The organism is Ancylobacter vacuolatus (genome assembly GCF_030813595.1).
GTDB classification, from domain to species: Bacteria; Pseudomonadota; Alphaproteobacteria; order Rhizobiales; family Xanthobacteraceae; genus Ancylobacter; species Ancylobacter vacuolatus.
In genome coordinates, this window is record NZ_JAUSUH010000014.1 from 21,007 (window position 1) to 39,792 (window position 18,786).

Below are 18,786 nucleotides of genomic sequence, written 5' to 3' on the forward strand. Positions count from 1 at the left end.
TCTTGTGAGGCGAACCTTCAGAAGCTCGGCAAAGCCTCAGAAGCCCAGCTTGAAGGTCGCGTTGAAGCCGTTCTCGCTGACGCCGTCGCCGAACTGGCCGTTATAAGCGACGCCGAGCGTGGCCCCGGCACCCACCTGCACGTCGAGCCCCGCCTCCAGCACGGCCGCATCCTGCGCGATCGCGACCCCCGTGGTGTCGAACGCCGCCGAGCCGAGGAAAGCCTGGCGCGCCACCGGGGTGATGTCGCCGAAGGCGTGCCGCCAGCCGGCCGCGCCGCGCAAGGTCGTGGCGAAGGCGCCGAGCAGCACCTCTTTCTCCGCCCTCAGGCCGAGCGTGGTGAAGCTGGTTTCCATGTCGGTGCCGCTGGAGGAGAGCGCCGCCGCGCCGCCCCATTCGCCATAGCCGTCGGTGTCGAGGCTGACATAGGAAAGGTTGGCGAAGGGCTCGAAGGCGGCGAACGCCGTGTCCAGCCGGTAGCCGAGCTCGCCAAAGGCCTGGAACAGGCCGGCGTGATAGTCGGCGCTCAGGTTGTCGGCGAAGCCGGAAAAGGCGACCGAGCGGGAGGTCGACACATCCTGCCACGTATAGGCAAGCCCGGCGCGCAGGGCGAGCGCGCCCCACTGGTTGCCGCCATAGGCGCCGATATGCCAGTTGTCGCTGTCACCCGAGGAGCCCTGTCCGTCGAAGGAGGTGGAGCTGTAGCCGCCGGCCACGCCGAGGCGCCAGCCGCCATCGAGCGCCCCGTCGCCGCCCATCAGGAAGCCGCCCGTCGCGCCATTGAGCCCGGCGGCATTGGCGGTGCCGTCGAAAGTGGTCCAGGAGCCGAATCCGGTGGCCCACAGCGCCCGCTCGGGCGTGGTCGCCGCCGACGGTGCCGCCTTGGTGGCGAGGCCGTCGTCGATGGCCCGTCCGGCGGCGCTGGTGCCTTGAGCCGGGGCATAGCTCAGCACCGGCGCGGCGGAGGCGCCCACCGCTCCCTGCGCGGCGCGCATCCGGTCGATCAGCGCGTTGCGGATCAGGCCGCTCTGCTGGATGAACAGGCTCTGCGACGAGGCATGCACCTCGCCCGAGAGCTGGTCGAAGGCGCCGCGCGCCTGGGCGTCCGTTGCGAGGAACAGCAGCGCATTGCGCAGGCCGCGCGTCGGCCCCGTGGCCGGCAGCGTGTCGAGCGCGGTGGCGGTGGTCCGCTGGTTGCGCGTTGACGCCGCTGCGGTGAAGGCGCGCGCCTGGTCGAAGCGCACAAAGATGTCGTTGCCGGTATTGGTGGAGGTGAGGCCGACAAAGGCGGAAACCGCAACCTCGCCATCGACATTGCCGAAATTGCCCTCGACCCCGCCAGTGGCGGTGAGCACGTGATAATCGGTGCCAAAGGCGATACCGTCTTCCGCCCGCAGGCGGATGCCGGCACCGGAATCAATCGTGGCCGCGCCCCCGGCCGAGATCAGGTCCGCATTGCCGGCGAGGTCGACATCGATGAGGTAGGTCGCGCCCGTCGCGAAGGAGATATCGCCGCTGAAGCTGGCCACGTCACCGGCGCCGCCATCGGCAAGGCTGAAGACACGATGGTTGACGAAGCTTTCGAGATTGTTGAACTGGGTCGTCTCGGCGGTCTCGGCAAAGGACGCCGCGTAAAGGGTCCCGCTATTGGTGAGCAGGTCCTGGCCCGCACCGAAATCGTTGATCCCGGTCACCGCCCAGACCCGCGAATTCTCGAACGTATCGTCTGACTTGGTGAGTTCGACCCGACCGATCAGGATGCCGTCATTGGCGATGGCGATCCGGCCTCCGGTGGCCTTCACCACCCGGTCGGCCGAGGCCACCGCGATCTGCTCGCGGGTGATGTCCTCGTCGAGCACATCGAGCGCCTGGCTGATGATGACGCCGCCGGCTTCGTTGGTGAGCGTCGCGCCGCCCGTGTTGTCGATCGCCGAATAGGCCCCGCTGTCGATGATAATGCCGCCGGTGATGAAGCCCAGATGCTCGACGTCGTCGACATCCTTCCCCGGGCCGTTGGTGATCGACACGCTGGCGCCATCGGCATAGATGCCGCCATTGCCCGAGGCGATGAGGCCGCCGCGGTTCTCGATGCGGGTGTCGCCCTCGACGAGATAGGCGAGCACCGCATAGTCGTCCTTGCTGGTGATCTGTCCGCCGGCGCCATTGTGAAGGTCGACATCGCCGCCGATGGTGACGAAGGAGACGCCGCTATAGGTGCCACCCGCGAGGAAACCGCTGCCATTGGTGACGCTTGCATTGCCGGCCAAGGAATAGATGTCGATCCCGTAGCTCGATCCCGACATGGTCCCGCTGCCATTCAGCACGGTGACATCGCCGCCGATACCCCAGGCGCCGAAGCCGGTGGCGCCGGTCATCGAGCTGGCATCATTCGAGATCCAGACATTACCGGAAATGTCGTTGGCAAAGACGCCGCTGTTGCTCCGCCCGGTGCCGACGATGTTGCTGCCGTTCTCGTTGATGAGCGTCAGGCTGTCGGCGCCCCAGACATTGACGCCGGCCGAATTGCCGGTGATCGCGTGGTCGGCTCCACCGGAATTGGTGAGTTTCACCGTTCCGACGTCGTTGAAGACCACCCCGGAGGAGTAGCGGCCGGTCCCGCTCACCGAGCCGGCGACGGTGATGTCGATCTCCGACGCCACGATCTCGAGCGCGTTGTCCTTGGTCGAAAGGTTGCCGACCGTGCCGGAAACCTTGCCGTCAGTGGTCTTGAGATAGACGCTGTCGCCGTAATTATTGGTGATCGTCCCGGCCGTCTGGTCGATCGCGATGTTGCCGCCGGCCGAGAGGGTGATGTCGATCCCGTCGGCCACATCGGCCGAGACGTTCACCGTGCGGTCCGTGCGCCCGCTGGTGACTGTTTCCTCATAGCCATTGGGCGAGGCGGTGGCGCAGGTGACGACCGTGCCGTCGCGCACGCAGTCTGCCTGCGCCTGCGTGGTGAGGCCGGAGAAGGCGGCGACAATCACGCCGCCGACAACGAGTCTCCCGGCGCCGCGTGTGCGGCTTACCCGGCGTTCACATTTCCCCATGACCCTGCGATTCCCCGCCCCAGGCCCCCGTGCCCGGCTGTCCCATGGTGGAAGCCTAGCGAAGCCGAAAACGAGATGATTACCAAAGCTTACCGGAGGTAACGGGTGGTTCTTGGCGCTACTGTGCGCCGCTCATGTGAGGATGATCGGCTCGCAGAACTGGTAGCCCCAGTTGCGAATCGAGCGGAGGGGATGCGCGCCGGCGCCGCACTGGCGCACCTTGGCGGACAGGCGGGACATGGTGACATTGAGCGCGTTGCGATTGGGCGCGCGGTCGCCCTGTTCGAGCACCACGATGATCTGCCAGGTTTCCAGCCGGTGGTCCTGCGCCCGGGCGAAGGCCGCGAGCAGAGCCGCCTCTGGGGCGGAGAGGGCGGTAAGGCCCCGCGGCCCTGCCAGAGTGAGCCGCACCGTATCGAGCACCAATCCCGTTGGCGCCGCCACGGCCGGGCGCAGCCGCCGCGACAGGGCGAGAATGGCGGCGGCAAGCTCGTCGAGCGAGACCGGCTTTGCCAGATAGATGTCGGCGCCGCTCTGATAACCGATCCGCTTGTCGTCGGTGCGGGTGCGGGCGGTCATCATGATGATGCCGATTTCGGGATTGGTGACGCGCAGCCTTCTTGTGAGGCTCAGCCCGTCCTCGCCGGGAAGATTGAGGTCGAGGACGACGAGGTCGATGCGCAGCGCCTGCCCCTGCTCGGCGAGCGCCTCGGCGCAGTCGAAGCCGACCACATGGTGGCCTTCACCGCTCAAGGCGTTGACGATAGCGGCCCTGAGATCGTCATTGTCTTCGACGACGGCAATGCTGAGCATGGCAACCAGACGCTGAAGCGCGCTCTTCCCTCGATGAATTCATATGCAAGCGAACCATCGAGGAGGTCTACGATTCCGTGGACAATGTAAAGCCCCAGCCCTGAGCCGCTCTTGGTGCGGGCATGCGGCCCCCGGTAGAATTTCTCGAACAGGTGCGCCGGGTCGGGTGCGCCGGTGCGCCCGCAGGCATTCTCGACGGTGATCCGCACGCCGGGGCCGGCGTCGCCGGTTGCCGCGGCCGCCGCCACCGCGACGGTCGAGTCCTCCGGCGAGTATTTCAGCGCGTTGTCGATCAGGTTGTGCAGGACCGTGGCGATGAGCTGTCGGTCGGAGATGAGCGGGGGCAGCGCCTCGGCGCACAGCACGATGCGGGCGGATTCGGTGCTTGCCGACACCGCCGCGCGCAGCAGGGCGGCAAGGTCCACCGGCGCGCGGGCGACGTCGAGGCCGTTCTGCTCCATGCGGTCGGCGAAGCTGCAGCGGTCGATGATGCCTTCCATGTTGCCGAACGCGACCTCGATCAGCCGGCGCGGCTCGCCCTCGACTTTCGCCGTGCCGACGGCGAGGCGGATGACGGCGAGCGGCGTGCGCAGCTCATGGGTCAGCATCGCCATGAAGCGGTTCTGCATCTCGAACTGCGCCCGTTGCAGTTCCAGCTGGCCGCGCGTCAGGTCGAGCGCCAGCTGCGCCTCGATGCCGCGCAGCCGCGCCTCGCGCGAGCGCAGCGCCAGCAGCACGAACATCGGCAGGTCGGACAGCAGGCCGTGGATGATGTTGGCGTCGAGATTCCACGCCGAGGCCGGCAGGACGCCGAGGATGGGCAGCATGGTCAGAAGCAGCGACACCGCCTGGATGACATAGAAAATGCGCAGCGTCCGCCGGCCAGGCGCGGCTTCGCGCCGTGTGCCGAACGCCATCAGCGGCAGCAGCGGCACGATGAGCGCCACCACCAGCGCATTCACCGTCAGCGCCGTCTGGGTCGCACCGGAAGCCAGCAGACCGAGAGCGACAATCTGCGCCAGCAGCAGCGCGTCGAGCCCCCATCGCGCCACTGGGATGAGGTCGAACTGGCGCAGCAGCAGGCGGTTGGTCAGCAGTGAGAACAGCGGCGTGGCAATGACCACGACGCTGGTCAGCTTGTCGACGAAACCCACCGGCGCATCGGGAAAGATCAGGGCGCCATAGCCCATGATCAGGACGTTGTAGCTGATGAAGAAAAGCTGATTGATCGCGAAGCAGCCCACCACGATGTCGTGGTTGAGCGCGAAATCGCTGGCGGTCCAGAACAGGATGAACAGCAGCAGCGCCAGAATGAAGATCTGGCTGACATGGATGTGCAGGTCGCGCAGCGCCGCCACCTGCGGCAACAGCGCCTCGGCATGCATCAACGAGGTGCTGGTGGTGGAGAGGCGGAGATAATAGGTGGTTTCCGGCCCGCTCGGCCAGATGGTGAAACCGAGCGTGACCGAAGGCATTTCGCGTTCGAGAAACGGCGTGCGGTCGCCGGTGACATATTCGCGCCAGACGCCGGGCCGGCCGGGCACCGGCTCGAACAGGGAGACGCGGTCGAGATAGGTCGGGCGGATGCGCAGCACCAGCGGCCCCCCGTCGGCGGGGCCGACCGTCAGCCGCAGCCATGTGGCCGAGGGGGTGTAGCCCCGTGCCAGAATCGGGGACACCGGGGCAAAGTCGGCGCCGACCACGTTGTCGATGGTCAGCGTGCCGTCGCGGTCCTCCAGCATGGCGCGGGCGAGCACATGGTCCTGCGAGGAGACACCCGCCGTCCAGGCGATGGCGCCGCCGCCTCCCACCAGCAGCAGAAGAACGAAGAAACGGGCGATTGCGGACAAGTTTCGGCTGCGGCCGCCCGCACTCGGCGGCAGGGGGTGCGTTTCCTCCGCTGCCGTATCGTCCGCCGCGTCCTCGCGCATGCCTGCCCGCCCGTCATCGGCCCGGCCTCAGTGCCGCGCCCGCCACTGATAGACCAAGCGCTCGCTCGCTTGCTACCCGCCCTCGGTGCGTTCTGCCGCCGCGTGAGGGCTCGTCAGGGTGCGGATTTCCTGGAGAAGGCCGGCCGGAATCAGCACGCCCCCGGCGCTGCGGGCGCGGGCGGCGTAGCGGCGCTCCGAGGGCAGCCGCACCCCGGGCTGCGCACGGGCGAGGGCGAACAGCTCCTGCGCATCGCTCATGCGCTGCGCCAGCGTCGCGCCGCCGAACACGGCGGGGTCGATGGCGATGAACAGTTCGCCGCCGAGCGGCGGGCCGGCATCGCCATTCTCCACCGCCTTCGCCTGCCGGCTGGTCAGGTCGCCGATCAACGGCCCGGCGATCAGCTCCACCATCATCGAGAGGGCCGATCCCTTGTGCCCGCCAAAGGGCAGCAGCGCGCCGGCCAGCGCGGCGGCGGGGTCGGTGGTCGGGGCGCCGTCCGGGCCCACCGCCCATCCGGCGGGGAGGGCCTCGCCGGCGCGGCGCTTCAGCTCTACCTCGCCGCGCGCGGCGGCACTGGTGGCGAAATCGAAGATGAAGGGCCGGTCCTGCGGCCCCGGCCAGCCAAAGGCGATCGGGTTGGTGCCCATCAGCGGCGCCGTGCCGCCGGCGGGGGCGACGCAGCACTGGCCGACGGTGAAGCACCAGGCGGCGAGCCCCGCCTCGATAGCCGGCTCGATATCCGCCCACAGGGCCGAGAAATGGTAGCAGTCGTGAATGGCCAGGGCTGCGATGCCATAGGTCTTCGCCGCCTCGATCAGCGCCGGCACGCCGGCCTCGATGGCGAGCGGGGCAAAGCCGCGCTTCGCATCGACCCGCAGCACCACCGGCGTCGCCCGGGCCAGCACCGGCAGCGCCTCCCGCTCCGCCTTGCCGCTGCGGACGCTGTCGACATAGCCCAGCAGCCGGTAGAGCCCGTGCGAATGGCACTCATCCGCCTGCGCCCGGGTGATGGAGCGGGCGATCGCCGCCGCATGTGCCGCGCCAAGTCCGGCGGCACGCAGCGTGTCGCGGGTGAGATCGTGCACCTCGTCGAGGCCGAGGCGAACCATGTCGGGCGTGTGGGATCGGGTCATGGCGTGGCCTTGCGCTGGCTGCGCTCCAGCTCGCGCAGCAGGTCCTGCTGCACGGTCAGGATGTGGGTGTCGAGAAAGCCGCAGGCCGCCGCGACATCGCCCGCCCTGGCGAGATCGGCGAGCGCGGCGTGTTCGCTCACCGCCCGCTGCATGCCGACAATGCCCATGCCGGCGACATCGCTCAGATGCACGCGGGTGTAGCGGTCGCTGGCCTGGAGCAGGCCGTGCACGATGGTGAGCGAGCGCGGCAGCTCGGCCCGCGCATAGAGCGCCATGTGGAAATCGGCGTTGATCTGGCCCCAGCGGCCGAGATCATTCGCTGCCGTGGCTGTCACCATTTCCGCGTGCAGCGCGTCGAGCCGCGCGAAGTCGTCGGCTTCGAGGGCAGGAATGGAGCCGGCGAGCAGCCGCGGCTCCAGCAGCCGGCGCAGCTCGAACACGTCGCGGATTTCGGCGGTGGAGAGCTGGGCCACCACCGCGCCCTTCTGCGGCACGAAGCGCACCAGCCCCTCGGCGTCGAGCTGGAACAGCGCCTCGCGCACGGGGATGCGGCTGACCTTGAACGTCGCCGCCAGCGCGTCCTGCCGCAGTTGCGCCCCGGCCGGATAGGTGCCGTCGAGGATCGCCATGCGCAACTGGTCGAGAATGGCCGCCGTCAGTGTGCGGTGCTTGAGAAGCGGGTTCATTTTCCTGGCGTCGGGCCCCGAATAATCACATCAGGCATATTGACGGAGATAATTTATAAAATCTACGATCCACCAAAAGAGGGAAACAGCTACCATGTCGCACACCAACGGCCTTGCTGCCGGTGGCCGGCCGTTGCGTGCCGTCACAGCGGCTTCGGAAGCCCTTCTGGTCGCCGAGCGCTTCGCCATCGGCGCGCTGATGGCGCTGCTCACCGGCCTGATCCTCCTCAACGTCGTCACCCGCTACAGTCACGTCCCGCTCTACTGGATCGACGAATCCGCCATCTTCACCACCGTCTGGCTCACCTTCATCGGCGCGTCCGCCATGTCGCGGCTGCGGCTCGACTTCTCGATGACACTGCTGACCGAGCGGCTTCCGGCGGGGGCGGTGAAGGCGATGCGGGTCCTCTCCACGCTCTGCATCCTCGGCTTCGGCCTGGCGCTGGCCGCCATGTGCTGGCTGTGGATGGACCCGGTCGGCATCGCCTCCGCCGGCTTCGATGGGCGCGAATATGGCGGGGCGACGTTCAATTTCCTCTACACTGAGCGCACCCAGACGCTGAACTGGCCGAGCTGGGTGGTCTATCTGGTGATGCCGCTTTTCGCCTTCACCCTCATCGTCCACAGCGCCGCCAATCTCATCGAGGATCTCGGCCTCGCGCCCCCGGCGGACCGTAGCAGCATCGGCCTGCACACGGCCGAGGAGGTCGCCTGATGCTGACCGGCGCCGCCTTTCTCGCCTTCCTGCTCATCGGGGTGCCGATCGGCATCGCCATCTGCCTCACCGGCGTGGTCTTCATCCAGGCCTCCGGCAATCCGGTGCTCTACCAGAGCTTTCCGATGCAGATGTTCGGCTCGGTCGACAATTACGGGCTGATCGCGATCCCTCTCTTCATCCTCATCGGCGAGATCATGAATGGCGGCGGCATCACCCGCCAGATCATCTCCATGACCATGGCCTTTGTCGGCTCGCTGCGCGGTGGCCTCGCCTATGTGAACATGCTGGCAAACATGTTCGTCTCTTCCATTCTCGGCTCGGCGACCGCGCAGGTCGCCATCATGGCGCAGATCATGGTGCCGGAGATGGAGGCGAAGGGCTATGACAAGACCTTCGCCGCCGGCCTCACCGCCTATGCCGGCATGCTCGGGCCGATCATTCCGCCCTCGATCATGTTCGTCATGTATTCGGTGCTGGCGCAGGTGCCGGTCAGCACCATGCTGGTCGCCGGGCTGATCCCCGGAATCGTGCTCACCGTGATGTTCTGCATCGTCATCGCCGTCATGGGCTATGTCTACAACTACCCGCGCGGGGAGAGCTTCACCCTGCGCGAGCGCGTCGCCACCGTGGTGGCCTGCGCCCCGACGCTGCTGATCCCCATCGTCATCGTCGGCTCCATCCTCACTGGCCTCGCCAACCCCACCGAATCCGCCGCCGTCGGCGCCCTCGCCTCGGTGCTGGTCGGGCGTTTCTGGACCCGCGAGCTCCAGCTGTCGCAGCTGCCGCACATGCTGGTGCGGGCGGGCGTCTATTCCGGCATCGTGCTGTTCCTCGTGGCGGCGGCCGGCGTGCTCTCCTGGGTGCTGGTCTTCGCCAAGGTGCCGCAGGAAGTGGCGCTGTGGATCCAGTCCATCGCCACCGGGCCGATCAGCTTCATGCTGCTGGTCAATGTCATCCTGCTGGTCATCGGCACGGTGATCGACGGGGCGCCGGGCCTAATCATGACGGTGCCGATCCTGCTGCCCATCGCCACCGAGGTCTACCATATCGACCCGGTGCAGTTCGGCGTGGTGGCGGTGGTCAACCTTGTGCTGGGCTTCCTCTCGCCGCCCGTCGGGCTGTGCTTCTTCGTGGCGGCGGCGGTGACGGGCGCCAAGCCCGGCAAGATGTTCCTCGTCACCCTGCCGTTCTTCTTCGCCGCCTGCCTGCTGCTGGTGCTGCTCTCGATCTTCCCCGGCCTCTCCACTGCCCTCGTCCGCTGAACCCTTCCAGCCGAAAGGACCGCCCCGATGATCTCCCGCCGTACCCTGCTCGCCGCCGCTGCCGGCGCCACCCTGCCGCTGGCCGCCCCCGGCGTGCTGCGCGCCCAGGCGCGTGACCTGCGCCTCGGCATCATCACCCCGCCCGGCCACCCCTGGAACAATGCGGCGCTGAAGGTCGCCGAGGTTCTGAAGGAAAAGACCGGCGGCAAGCTGACCATGACCGTCTTCCATGCCGGCCAGCTCGGCAATGAAGGCGCGATGATGCAGCAGCTGCAGACCGGCGCGCTCGACATGGCGTTCCTGCAGGCGGCCGAGGTCGGCAACCGGGTGCCGAATGTCGCCGCCATTCTGGCCCCTTACGTGATCCGCTCCACCGAGGCCGCCGCCAAGCTGGTGCGCCAGCCGATCGCCATGCAGATGCTGGAGCCGCTGCCGAAGGAGACCGGCACGCTCGGCCTCGGCTGGGGCATCACCTCGATCCGCGTCGTGTTCTCGGCCAAGGAGATCGACGGCATCGCCGGCCTCAACGGCATGAAGCTGCGCATCAACACCACGCCGGCCTTCCGCGACTTCTACTCGCTGCTCGGCGCCGCCCCGACCCCGATCCCGACGCCTCAGGTCTATGACGCCATGGCCAATGGGCAGGTCGACGGGCTGGAGGCCGATCTCGACTTCTCGTGGAACCAGCGTTTCGACAAGGTGTCGAAGGTGCTGATGCGCATGGACGCGGTGTTCATGCCCTTCATCGCGCTGGCGTCGGGCAAGGCCTGGCAGACCCTCTCCGCCGAGGATCGCGCGCTGATCACCGCCGCGACCAAGGAAGCGCTGGCCGTGCAGGTCGACCAGACCGTGACCAACGCGCCGAAGCTGCTGAAGGACTTCGAGGGCACCGGCATCAAGATCGTTGTGCCGCCGACGGCGGATGCGGCGCCGATCATCGCCGAATACGACAAGATCTGGGCGCCGAAGGCCCCGATCCTGCCCGAGCTGCGCAAGATCGGCGCCACGCTGGGCTGAGATCTGGTTGCCGCTTGAAACGAAAGAGGCGCCTCGCGGGGCGCCTCTTTTTTGTGGCTCACAACGTCATCCCGAGGTGCGAGCGTTAGCGAGCCTCGAAGGATGACGGCGCGCAGGGGTGAGGCCCCGTCACTGCGCCGCCCACACCGGCCGAAAGGCGGACGTCAGTCCTGCTTCCACACCGGCCACGTGTCGGAGAGGCGGTAGCCAGTCGGCCAGGGGTCTTCCGGGTCCACCATCAGCTGCGCGGTGTGCGTCACCCAGGCGCGACCCATGATCGAGGGCAGGATCGCCGGGCGCCCGCCAATGCTGGTCTCGCCCTCGATCCGGCACTCGAAGCGCGAATCGAGGATCGAGCGGCCGATGAAGGTCTCGCCCACTTTCAGCTGGCCCTTGGCGTGCAGCACCGCCATCCGCGCCGAGCAGCCGGTGCCGGTGGGCGAACGGTCGATCTTGCCGGGGCGGATCGCCACCGCATTAGCGCCCGACTTCACGCCGTCCATCTCCACGACAGGGGCGGCGAACTGGCAGAAGGAAATGTGGTTCCAGTCGGCATTCTCAGGGTGCTTGAAGCCGAGCTGGCGATTGGCCGCCTTGACGATGCGCATGCCGGTCTCGGCGAGGTCCTTGGCTTCGTCCGGGCGGATCGAAAAGCCCAGCGCATGGGCGTCGACGATGACGAAGCTGTCGCCGCCATAGGCGGTATCGACGGTCAGCGTGCCGAGCCCTTCCACTTCCAGCTGGGCGCCCAGCTTGTCGGCGAAGGAGGGGTGGTTGCGCACCTTGATCCGCTCGACCTTGCCGTTGCGGCAATAAGCCGTGACCTCGATCAGCCCGCCCGGCGCCTCCAGCACCATATGCGTTTCCGGCTCCACCATCGGCACGATGCCGCTGTCGAGCAGCACGGTGGAGACGCAGATCGAGTTGGAGCCGGACATGGGCGGCGTATCCTCCGGCTCCATGATGATGAAGGCGGCGACGGCGCGCGGGTCCTTCGGCGGCACCAGCAGGTTCACATGGCGGAACACCCCGCCGCGCGGCTCCTGCAGCACGAAATTGCGTAGCGTGTTGTCGGCCGCGAGGAAGCGCGACTGCGCCCACACGCTGTCGCCGGGCGGGGGCGCGACGCCGCCGACAATGACATCGCCGACCTCGCCCTCGGCATGGCAGCCGACAATGTGGATGATCTTGCTGGTGCGCATCGGGGCCTCGTGATGACAGAGCGGCGCCTTGATCCTCTCCCCATTGGGGAGAGGTGGCCCGCGAAGCGGGTCGGTGAGGGGGCGAACGGTCGGTCGGCGTGCCAGCCCCTCACCCCACCCCTCTCCCCGTCGGGGAGAGGGAGCGAACACGGTCAGCCGATCGCCACCACCGGATCGCCGAGCACGTCGAACAGCGGGGTGATGCCCAGCCCCGGCGCGTCGGAGGCAGTCATGAAGCCGTTCTCGCGCTTGGGCGCGCCGCTCGCGATGTCCACCGTGCCGTAACTGTTGAAATCAGTGGCGGAGAAGGTGAACTCCTCCGGCGTCGAGCGGGCGAGATGGGCGATGGTCGCGGTGACGATATCGCCGCCCCAGGTGTCCTCGATGGTCATTGGCGTGCCGGAGGCGACGCAGATGTCGCGCATCAGCCGCGCCTTGGTCAGCCCGCCGACCTTGGAGATCTTCAGGTTGATAATGTCCATCGCGTCATCGGCCAGCGCCTTCATCAACGTGCCGACGCCGTCGATCACCTCGTCGAGCACGAAGGGCCGCGCGGTGCGGGCGCGCACCGAGAGGCACTCCTCATAGGTCGGGCAGGGCTGCTCGATATAGACGTCGAGATCGGCCACCTCGGCGCAGATGCGGGCGGCTTCCGCCCGTGTCCAGCCGGTATTGGCATCGGCGACCAGAATGTCGGAGGCGTCGAGAATCTCGCGGGTGGCGCGGATGCGGTCGATGTCCTGGTCGGCGTCACCGCCCACCTTGAGCTGGAACTTGGTGTAGCCCTCGGCCTTGTAGCCGGCGATCTTCTTCGCCATCACTTCAGGGGCTTCCTGCGAGATGGCGCGGTAGAGCGCGACCTTTTCCTGCGCCGCGCCGCCGAGCAGCTTGTAGACCGGCAGCCCCGCCACCTTGCCGAGAATGTCCCAGCACGCGATGTCGATCGGCGCCTTCACATAGGGGTGGCCGCGCAGCACCGCGTCCATGTGCCGGTTCAGCACGTTGAGATCGGTCGGGTCGAGGCCGATCACCTTCGGGCCGATCTCCTCCAGCCCGGCGCGCACGCCATGGGCATAGGCGGGCAGATAGGCCGAGCCGAGCGGGCAGCATTCGGCATAGCCGGTGATACCGGCATCGGTCTCCACCGCCACCACGGTGGAATCGAACACCTCGATGAAATTGCCGTTCGACCAGTTGTAGCGGCCCTCCTTGAGGGGGAGACCGACTTTATAGGCCTTGATGCCGGTGATCTTCATGGCGTGGTTTCCGTTGTCTGCCGTTGCCGCCCGCGTTCAGCCGTCATCCTGAGGTGCGAGCGCAGCGAGCCTCGAAGGATGTTGAAAGCCTCACACCACCACGAAGCCGTGCGCGAAGGGGTCGCGGTCGTCGATGAAGATGGTGTTGTAGCCGGTCATGCAGGCCCAGCCGCCGATGGAGGGGATGATCGCGTCGCGCTCGCCCACCTTCACCGCCGCCTCGACCCGGCCCTTGAACAGCGAGCCGATGATGCTCTCATGCACGAAATCGTCGCCCACCTTCAGCTGGCCGCGCGCGGCGAGGTGCGCCATGCGCGAGGAGGTGCCGGTGCCGCAGGGCGAGCGGTCGATCGCCTTGTCGCCATAGAACACCGCGTTGCGCGCATGCGCTTCCGGGTGGCGGGCGACGCCGGTCCAGAGAATGTGCGAGAGGCCGCGAATCTCCGGCTTCTCCGGGTGGATGAACTCGTATTTCTCGTTCAGCGCCCGGCGCAGCGCCGGGCTCATGCCCACCAGTTCGCCGGCGGTGAAGTCGGCCATGTCGCGGAAGGCTTCTTGCGGCTCGACGATGGCGTAGAAATTCCCGCCATAGGCGACATCGACCGTCACCTCGCCAAGGCCGGGGCACTCAGCGGTGAGCCCGCGCGCATAGAGGAAGGCGGGCACGTTGGTGATGCGCACTTCTTCCACATATTGCCCGACCTGCCGGTATTCCGCCTTCACCACGCCGGCGGGGGTGTCGAGCATCAAGACGCCGGGGGTCTTCGGCGTCACCAGCCCGTGCTCGATCGCCATCGTCACCGTGCCGATGGTGCCGTGGCCGCACATGGGCAGGCAGCCCGAGGTTTCGATGAACAGGATGGCGACATCGCAATCGGGGCGGGTCGGGGGATAGAGGATCGAGCCCGACATCATGTCGTGGCCGCGCGGCTCGAACATCAGCCCGGTGCGGATCCAGTCGAATTCGCGCAGGAAATGGGCGCGCTTCTCGATCATGGTGTCGCCGACGAGGTTCGGCCCGCCGCCGGCCACCAGCCGCACCGGGTTGCCGCAGGTGTGGCCGTCAATGCAGAAGAAGCTGTGTCGCGCCATGGGTGTCACTCGTCAGAAACGGTCGGGGCGGAAGGGTTCGAGCGGAATGGAGGGCCGGCGCCCGGCCACCAGATCGGCGATCAGCCTGCCCGTTGCCGCGCTCTGGGTGAGGCCGAGATGGCCATGGCCGAAGGCATAGAGCACGCGCGCCGAAGCGGTGGCGGGGCCGATGACGGGGAGCGAATCCGGCAGGGAGGGGCGAAAGCCCATCCACTGCTTGCCGCCCTCGGTGCGCAGCCCCGGCAGGAACTGCGCCGCCTTGGTCAGCATCGCCTCGGAACGCTTGAAGTTCGGCGGTGCCTTCAGCCCGCCCAGCTCCACCGCCCCGCCGACGCGGATGCCGGTGGAAAGCGGCGTCACCACGAAGCCATGGCCGCCAAAGGTGAGCTGGCGCCGCAGCTCGAAGGCGCCCGGCGGCAGGGTGGTGTTGTAGCCGCGCTCGGTCTCCAGCGGGATGGAATCGCCGAGCGACTTCGCCAGCGGGCGCGACCAGGCGCCACCGGCGATCACCGCCCGGCCGGCGTTCAGCACCTTGCCGTCGGCGAGGCGCAGTTGCACGCCCTGCGCGTGCGCCGTGAGGCTGACCACCTCGCCATGAACGAGCCCGGCGCCGCGCGCCATCACCATGCGGAACAGGGCCAGCGCGTAGTGATAGGGGTCGCCCACCGTCTGCCAGTGCGGGGTGAAGGTGCCCACCGTGAAGCGCGGCGAAACGCCGGGCTGGAGGTCCGCCAGCCGCTCGCCGCGCACATGCTCCAAGGCGATGCCCTCGCGCGCCCGCGCCTCCCAGCCCGGCAGGGAGGCGGCAAGCTCGCCCTCGCTCTCATAGAGCTGGAGATTGCCGTCGGAGCGCAGATGTTCGGCGAGGCCGGCCTGGGTCACCAGTGCCTGCGTCGCGGTGGCGGCGAAGCGCATCAGATTGCCCTGCGCCGTGATCGAGGCGGCGTAGCGGTCGGGCAGGCTGGCGCGCCAGAAACGGATCAGCCAGGGCGTGATCTGCGGCAGGTAGCGCGGCGGAATGGAAAGCGGCCCCAGCGGGTCGAGCAGCCATTTCGGCGCCTTGCGCAGCATGCCGGGCGAGGCGAGGGGCAGAATGTCGGTAAAGGCCAGCGCCCCGGCATTGCCGTAGCTCGCCCCTTCCGCCACGCCGCCGCGCTCAACCAGCCGCACCCGATGCCCCTCGGCCAGCAGATGGAACGCGGTGGCGAGGCCGACAATGCCGGCACCGACGATGACGATCTCATTGGATGGGGAGGCTGATGTGGGCACGGGTTTGACCGACGTCGTTAGAGAGGGCCATCCCCCGCCTTCCGGCGGGAGATGAAGCAGGTTGAAGTAACCTCGAGCGCGGCGCCCTCAGGATCGGATGCGTGCGCGACCAGCAACGTCATCCTGAGGCCCGGCTTAAGCTGGGCCTCGAAGGAGGCTCGTCGCGCCGGCCCGGAACCCATCCTTCGAGGCGCGCTGCGCGCGCACCTCAGGATGACGGCGCTTCCAGACCGGTGGCCTGGGCGTCGCACGCCTGAGGTGAGCGCGGTTTGCCGCCTCACGCCGCCTTGGCGAGGGTCGGGCGGGTGGCGAGGCCTTCGCGCACGATGCGCTCGACCTTGGCGCGCTGCTCGCCATCGAGTGGCAGGCGGGGGGCGCGCACGCGCTCGGTGGTGCCCGTCACCATCGCCTCGACCAGCTTCAGGTTCTGGACGAGATAGGTCGAGACGTCGAGGTCGAGCAGCGGGCGGAACCAGCGGTAGATTTCCAGCGCCTCGTCATAGCGCTTGGCCTTCATCAGCCGGTAGATCGCCACCGTCTCCTCGGGGAAGGCGACCACGAGGCCGGCGACCCAGCCCACCGCGCCGAGCGCCAGCGCCTCAAAGGCGAGGTTATCGACGCCGGTGAAGATGTCGAAGCGATCACCGAAGGCGTTCTGCAGTTCCACCGTGCGGCGGATGTCGTCCGAGGACTCCTTCACCGCGACGAAGCGCGTGTCCTTGGCCAGTTCCGCCATGATGTCGATGGTGATGTCGACGCGGTAGGCGATGCGGTTGGAATAGATCATGACCGGCAGGTCGGCGGCCTCAGCCACCGCCGAGAGGGTCGCGACCGTTTCCTTCGGGTTGGTGTGGTAGACGAGGCTCGGCACCACCATCAGCCCGTCGGCACCGGCCTGCGCGGCGCGCTTGGCGAGGCTCGCGCAATCGCGGGTGGCGGCATCGGCGATGGTCATCAGCACCGGGCGCTTGCCGGCGACCGACTTGGCGGTCTTCAGCACGGCAAGGCGCTCGTCATGCGAGAGCATCGGGCCTTCGCCGAGCGAGCCGTTGACGATGATGCCATCGACGCCCGCATCGATCTGAAGGGCGAAGCAGCGCTCCATCTCCTTATGGTCGAGCGTGTCGTCTTCGTTGAACTTGGCGGTAACGGCGGGATAGACGCCCTGCCACATGGGAGTGCTCCTTAAGTCTCTTGCGAATGCGATCTATGGATCAGAGGACGGATTTCAGGAAGTCGATCGTTTCCGGCTCGCGCGGATTGCCGATCACCTGGGCGGGTGGGCCGATCTCGTGGATGCGGCCCTTGTGGAAGAAGGCGACGCGGTTCGACACCTCGCGGGCGAAGGCGATCTCGTGGGTGACGACGATCATCGTCATGCCCTCGGAGGAGAGCAGGCGCATCGTGTCGAGCACCTCGCCCACCAGCTGCGGGTCGAGCGCCGAGGTCACTTCGTCGAACAGCATGTAGTCCGGCGACATGGCGAGCGCGCGGGCGATCGCCATGCGCTGCTGCTGCCCGCCGGAAAGCTTGGAGGGATAGACCGCGATCTTCTCGCTGAGGCCGACGCGGGCGAGCTTTTCCACCGCGATCGCCTCGGCCTCGGCCTTCGATTTGCCGAGCACCTTGCGCGGCGCCAGCATCACGTTTTCCAGCACGGTCAGATGCGGGAAGGCGTTCCACTGTTGGAAAACAATGCCGATCTTGCGGCGCAGCTTGTTGAGATCGGTGCCGCGGCCGTGCACATCGGTCCCATCGACCAGAATGCGACCCGAATTAATCGGTTCCAACCCATTGATGCACATGAGCAAGGTCGACTTGCCCGAGCCCGAGCCGCCGATGATGGAGACCACCTCGCCCTTCTCGACGGTCATGGTGACGCCCTTGACCACTTCGAGCGAGCCGAAGGCTTTGTGGACGTCCTGGATTTCGATCGACATGTCGGTCCTCAGTCGTTCTCGCGCCAGCGCTTCTCAAGGCGTGCGCCGAGGCGGGCGATGGGGAAGCTCATCAGGAAATAGATCAGTCCGGCGATGGAGAGCACGAAGAGCGGCTCCTGGATGCGGGTGACGATCACCTGCGAGGAGCGCAGCAATTCGACCACGCCGATCCACCACACCATGGCGGTGTCCTTCATCACGCCGAGCGTGAGGCCGATCCAGCTTGGCAGGGCGACGCGCATGGCGATGGGGAAAACGATCTCGGTCAGGTCCTGCCGCCAGCTCAGCCCCAGCGAGCGCGCGGCGCGGCGCGTCGTGGTCGGCACGGCGAGGAAGCCCGAGCGCACGATCTCGGTGCAATAGGCGGACATGTAAAGCGCCAGCACCACGCAACCCACCGTGAACGGGCTCCAGTGAATGCCGATGATGGTCTTGAACGAGTTCGCCACCACCAGCTGGATCAGCAGGGGAATGGAGCGGAACACGTCCAGCACCGCGCCAAGCGGGGCATTCACCCACCAGGGCGAGATGGCGCGGACGACGCCGAAGACCACGCCGAGCAGCGTGCCGCCGAGCACCGCCCAGAAGGTGAGCATCAGCGTGACGCCGGCGCCCTTCAGCATGAACCAGAGGTCGTTGGCCGAGAAGGTGGTGTCGAACAGGGAGGAGAACATGGCGCGCCTCCCTCAGTAGCGGAACAGCCGCCACGCCATCAGGCGCGCGGAAACGGTGACGAACTTGGCGAGCAGATAATAGATCACCGCCGCCAGGGCGAAATATTCGAAGGTGCGGAAGGAGCGGACATTATATTCCTGCGTCACCCCGGTCAGATCGTCGTTGAGGCCAACGATGACGCCGAGCGAGGTCATCAGGATCGCCCAGACCATCTGGTTGGTGAGCGGATAGAAGACGATGCGGAACATCTGCGGCATCATCACCAGCCGGAAGGCCTGGATCTGGCCCATGCCGAGCGAGCGGGCGGCGCGGAGCTGCGTCTGCGGCACGGCGCGCAGGCCGCCGCGAAAGGTCTCCGCGAGATAGCCGGCATTGTTGAAGGTGATGCCCGCCAGCAGCGCGACGAAGCTGTCGAGATGGATGCCGAGCGAGCCGAGGCCGAAATAGGCCATGTAGATCTGGAACAGAGCCGGGGTGTTGCGGGCCAGTTCGACCCAGCTCACCGCCGCCGCGCGGAAGACGCGGTATTTCGAGGAGGCGCCGACCGCGAGCAGCACCGCGAAGAACACGCCGAGCACCATGGAGAGCACGGCGATCTCAAGCGTGACCAGCGCGCCCCACAGCATGTCGGGCAGCGCGCGGAACGCCGGCAGCCAGTGGAAAGTATAGTTCATGGCGGGCTCGTGGTCGCGGGCATCGGGCGCAGAATGCAGGGGCAAGAAAGATGCCGGGCCGTCATCCCG

General features: G+C 67.4%; 16 protein-coding genes. 3 read left to right on the top strand and 13 right to left on the bottom strand.

The window, feature by feature from the left end; translation table 11 throughout:
* Positions 1 to 36: 36 nt before the first annotated feature.
* The 5 genes from J2S76_RS22055 to J2S76_RS22075 form a co-directional block, all read right to left on the bottom strand.
* Positions 37 to 2,985: an autotransporter outer membrane beta-barrel domain-containing protein gene (locus J2S76_RS22055; protein WP_307064131.1), complete on the bottom strand. Its 2,949-nt coding sequence runs from the start codon at positions 2,983 to 2,985 to the stop codon at positions 37 to 39.
* A 195-nt stretch (positions 2,986 to 3,180) separates the two neighbouring features.
* On the bottom strand, positions 3,181 to 3,861 hold the full coding sequence (locus J2S76_RS22060) for a response regulator transcription factor (RefSeq protein ID WP_307064133.1): 681 nt from the start codon (positions 3,859 to 3,861) through the stop codon (positions 3,181 to 3,183).
* Positions 3,798 to 5,711, bottom strand: a complete 1,914-nt coding sequence (locus J2S76_RS22065) for a sensor histidine kinase (protein WP_307064136.1) — start codon at positions 5,709 to 5,711, stop codon at positions 3,798 to 3,800. The genes J2S76_RS22060 and J2S76_RS22065 overlap by 64 nt, the downstream gene beginning before the upstream one ends.
* 153 nt (positions 5,712 to 5,864) lie before the next feature.
* Complete coding sequence (locus J2S76_RS22070) at positions 5,865 to 6,902, bottom strand: Ldh family oxidoreductase (RefSeq protein ID WP_370874828.1); 1,038 nt, start codon at positions 6,900 to 6,902, stop codon at positions 5,865 to 5,867.
* Between the two features lie 20 nt (positions 6,903 to 6,922).
* The gene (locus J2S76_RS22075) at positions 6,923 to 7,612 is read right to left on the bottom strand and encodes a GntR family transcriptional regulator (RefSeq protein WP_307064140.1); all 690 of its coding nucleotides are present in this window, start codon (positions 7,610 to 7,612) and stop codon (positions 6,923 to 6,925) included.
* A 94-nt stretch (positions 7,613 to 7,706) separates the two neighbouring features.
* On the opposite strand from J2S76_RS22075, the gene J2S76_RS22080 reads away from it, so the two are divergent.
* From J2S76_RS22080 to J2S76_RS22090, 3 genes are read left to right on the top strand one after another with little or no spacing between them, the layout of a single operon-like run.
* A complete protein-coding gene (locus tag J2S76_RS22080) occupies positions 7,707 to 8,327 on the top strand; it encodes a TRAP transporter small permease (protein WP_307064142.1) in 621 nt (206 codons plus the stop codon).
* On the top strand, positions 8,327 to 9,592 hold the full coding sequence (locus tag J2S76_RS22085) for a TRAP transporter large permease (protein WP_307064144.1): 1,266 nt from the start codon (positions 8,327 to 8,329) through the stop codon (positions 9,590 to 9,592). The genes J2S76_RS22080 and J2S76_RS22085 overlap by 1 nt, the downstream gene beginning before the upstream one ends.
* 27 nt (positions 9,593 to 9,619) lie before the next feature.
* Positions 9,620 to 10,609: a TRAP transporter substrate-binding protein gene (locus J2S76_RS22090; protein WP_307064146.1), complete on the top strand. Its 990-nt coding sequence runs from the start codon at positions 9,620 to 9,622 to the stop codon at positions 10,607 to 10,609.
* Between the two features lie 164 nt (positions 10,610 to 10,773).
* On the opposite strand, the gene J2S76_RS22095 is transcribed toward J2S76_RS22090, so the two are convergent.
* The 8 genes from J2S76_RS22095 to J2S76_RS22130 all read right to left on the bottom strand — a co-directional run bounded on the left by J2S76_RS22095 (position 10,774) and on the right by J2S76_RS22130 (position 18,717).
* Positions 10,774 to 11,811 (bottom strand): trans-3-hydroxy-L-proline dehydratase, encoded by a 1,038-nt coding sequence (locus tag J2S76_RS22095; protein ID WP_307064148.1) that lies wholly within the window; start codon positions 11,809 to 11,811, stop codon positions 10,774 to 10,776.
* Positions 11,812 to 11,963: 152 nt separating this feature from the next.
* Positions 11,964 to 13,067, bottom strand: a complete 1,104-nt coding sequence (locus J2S76_RS22100) for a cis-3-hydroxy-L-proline dehydratase (RefSeq protein WP_307064149.1) — start codon at positions 13,065 to 13,067, stop codon at positions 11,964 to 11,966.
* Positions 13,068 to 13,157: 90 nt separating this feature from the next.
* Positions 13,158 to 14,159: a 4-hydroxyproline epimerase gene (locus J2S76_RS22105; protein ID WP_307064150.1), complete on the bottom strand. Its 1,002-nt coding sequence runs from the start codon at positions 14,157 to 14,159 to the stop codon at positions 13,158 to 13,160.
* 12 nt (positions 14,160 to 14,171) lie between these two features.
* Positions 14,172 to 15,428, bottom strand: a complete 1,257-nt coding sequence (locus J2S76_RS22110) for an NAD(P)/FAD-dependent oxidoreductase (RefSeq protein WP_307064151.1) — start codon at positions 15,426 to 15,428, stop codon at positions 14,172 to 14,174.
* 277 nt (positions 15,429 to 15,705) lie between these two features.
* Positions 15,706 to 16,602 carry a dihydrodipicolinate synthase family protein gene (locus tag J2S76_RS22115; protein WP_307064152.1) on the bottom strand — a complete coding sequence of 299 codons (897 nt, stop codon included), beginning with the start codon at positions 16,600 to 16,602 and terminating at the stop codon, positions 15,706 to 15,708.
* A 40-nt stretch (positions 16,603 to 16,642) separates the two neighbouring features.
* Positions 16,643 to 17,368 (bottom strand): amino acid ABC transporter ATP-binding protein, encoded by a 726-nt coding sequence (locus J2S76_RS22120; RefSeq protein WP_307064153.1) that lies wholly within the window; start codon positions 17,366 to 17,368, stop codon positions 16,643 to 16,645.
* Positions 17,369 to 17,376: 8 nt separating this feature from the next.
* Entirely contained in the window at positions 17,377 to 18,030 is a 654-nt protein-coding gene (locus tag J2S76_RS22125; RefSeq protein ID WP_307064238.1) for an amino acid ABC transporter permease, read from the bottom strand.
* A gap of 24 nt (positions 18,031 to 18,054) precedes the next feature.
* Positions 18,055 to 18,717 carry an amino acid ABC transporter permease gene (locus tag J2S76_RS22130; RefSeq protein WP_307064154.1) on the bottom strand — a complete coding sequence of 221 codons (663 nt, stop codon included), beginning with the start codon at positions 18,715 to 18,717 and terminating at the stop codon, positions 18,055 to 18,057.
* Between the last annotated feature and the right edge of the window lie 69 nt (positions 18,718 to 18,786).

What these genes read in the sequence shown, in the direction of transcription:
- J2S76_RS22075 (WP_307064140.1), bottom strand. Translation starts at nt 7,612, where the DNA reads ATGAACCCGCTTCTCAAGCACCGCACACTGACGGCGGCCATTCTCGAC.
- J2S76_RS22080 (WP_307064142.1), top strand. Translation starts at nt 7,707, where the DNA reads ATGTCGCACACCAACGGCCTTGCTGCCGGTGGCCGGCCGTTGCGTGCC.
- J2S76_RS22090 (WP_307064146.1), top strand. Translation starts at nt 9,620, where the DNA reads ATGATCTCCCGCCGTACCCTGCTCGCCGCCGCTGCCGGCGCCACCCTG.
- J2S76_RS22070 (WP_370874828.1), bottom strand. Translation starts at nt 6,902, where the DNA reads ATGGTTCGCCTCGGCCTCGACGAGGTGCACGATCTCACCCGCGACACG.
- J2S76_RS22100 (WP_307064149.1), bottom strand. Translation starts at nt 13,067, where the DNA reads ATGAAGATCACCGGCATCAAGGCCTATAAAGTCGGTCTCCCCCTCAAG.
- J2S76_RS22085 (WP_307064144.1), top strand. Translation starts at nt 8,327, where the DNA reads ATGCTGACCGGCGCCGCCTTTCTCGCCTTCCTGCTCATCGGGGTGCCG.
- J2S76_RS22115 (WP_307064152.1), bottom strand. Translation starts at nt 16,602, where the DNA reads ATGTGGCAGGGCGTCTATCCCGCCGTTACCGCCAAGTTCAACGAAGAC.
- J2S76_RS22095 (WP_307064148.1), bottom strand. Translation starts at nt 11,811, where the DNA reads ATGCGCACCAGCAAGATCATCCACATTGTCGGCTGCCATGCCGAGGGC.
- J2S76_RS22130 (WP_307064154.1), bottom strand. Translation starts at nt 18,717, where the DNA reads ATGAACTATACTTTCCACTGGCTGCCGGCGTTCCGCGCGCTGCCCGAC.
- J2S76_RS22105 (WP_307064150.1), bottom strand. Translation starts at nt 14,159, where the DNA reads ATGGCGCGACACAGCTTCTTCTGCATTGACGGCCACACCTGCGGCAAC.
- J2S76_RS22120 (WP_307064153.1), bottom strand. Translation starts at nt 17,368, where the DNA reads ATGTCGATCGAAATCCAGGACGTCCACAAAGCCTTCGGCTCGCTCGAA.
- J2S76_RS22060 (WP_307064133.1), bottom strand. Translation starts at nt 3,861, where the DNA reads ATGCTCAGCATTGCCGTCGTCGAAGACAATGACGATCTCAGGGCCGCT.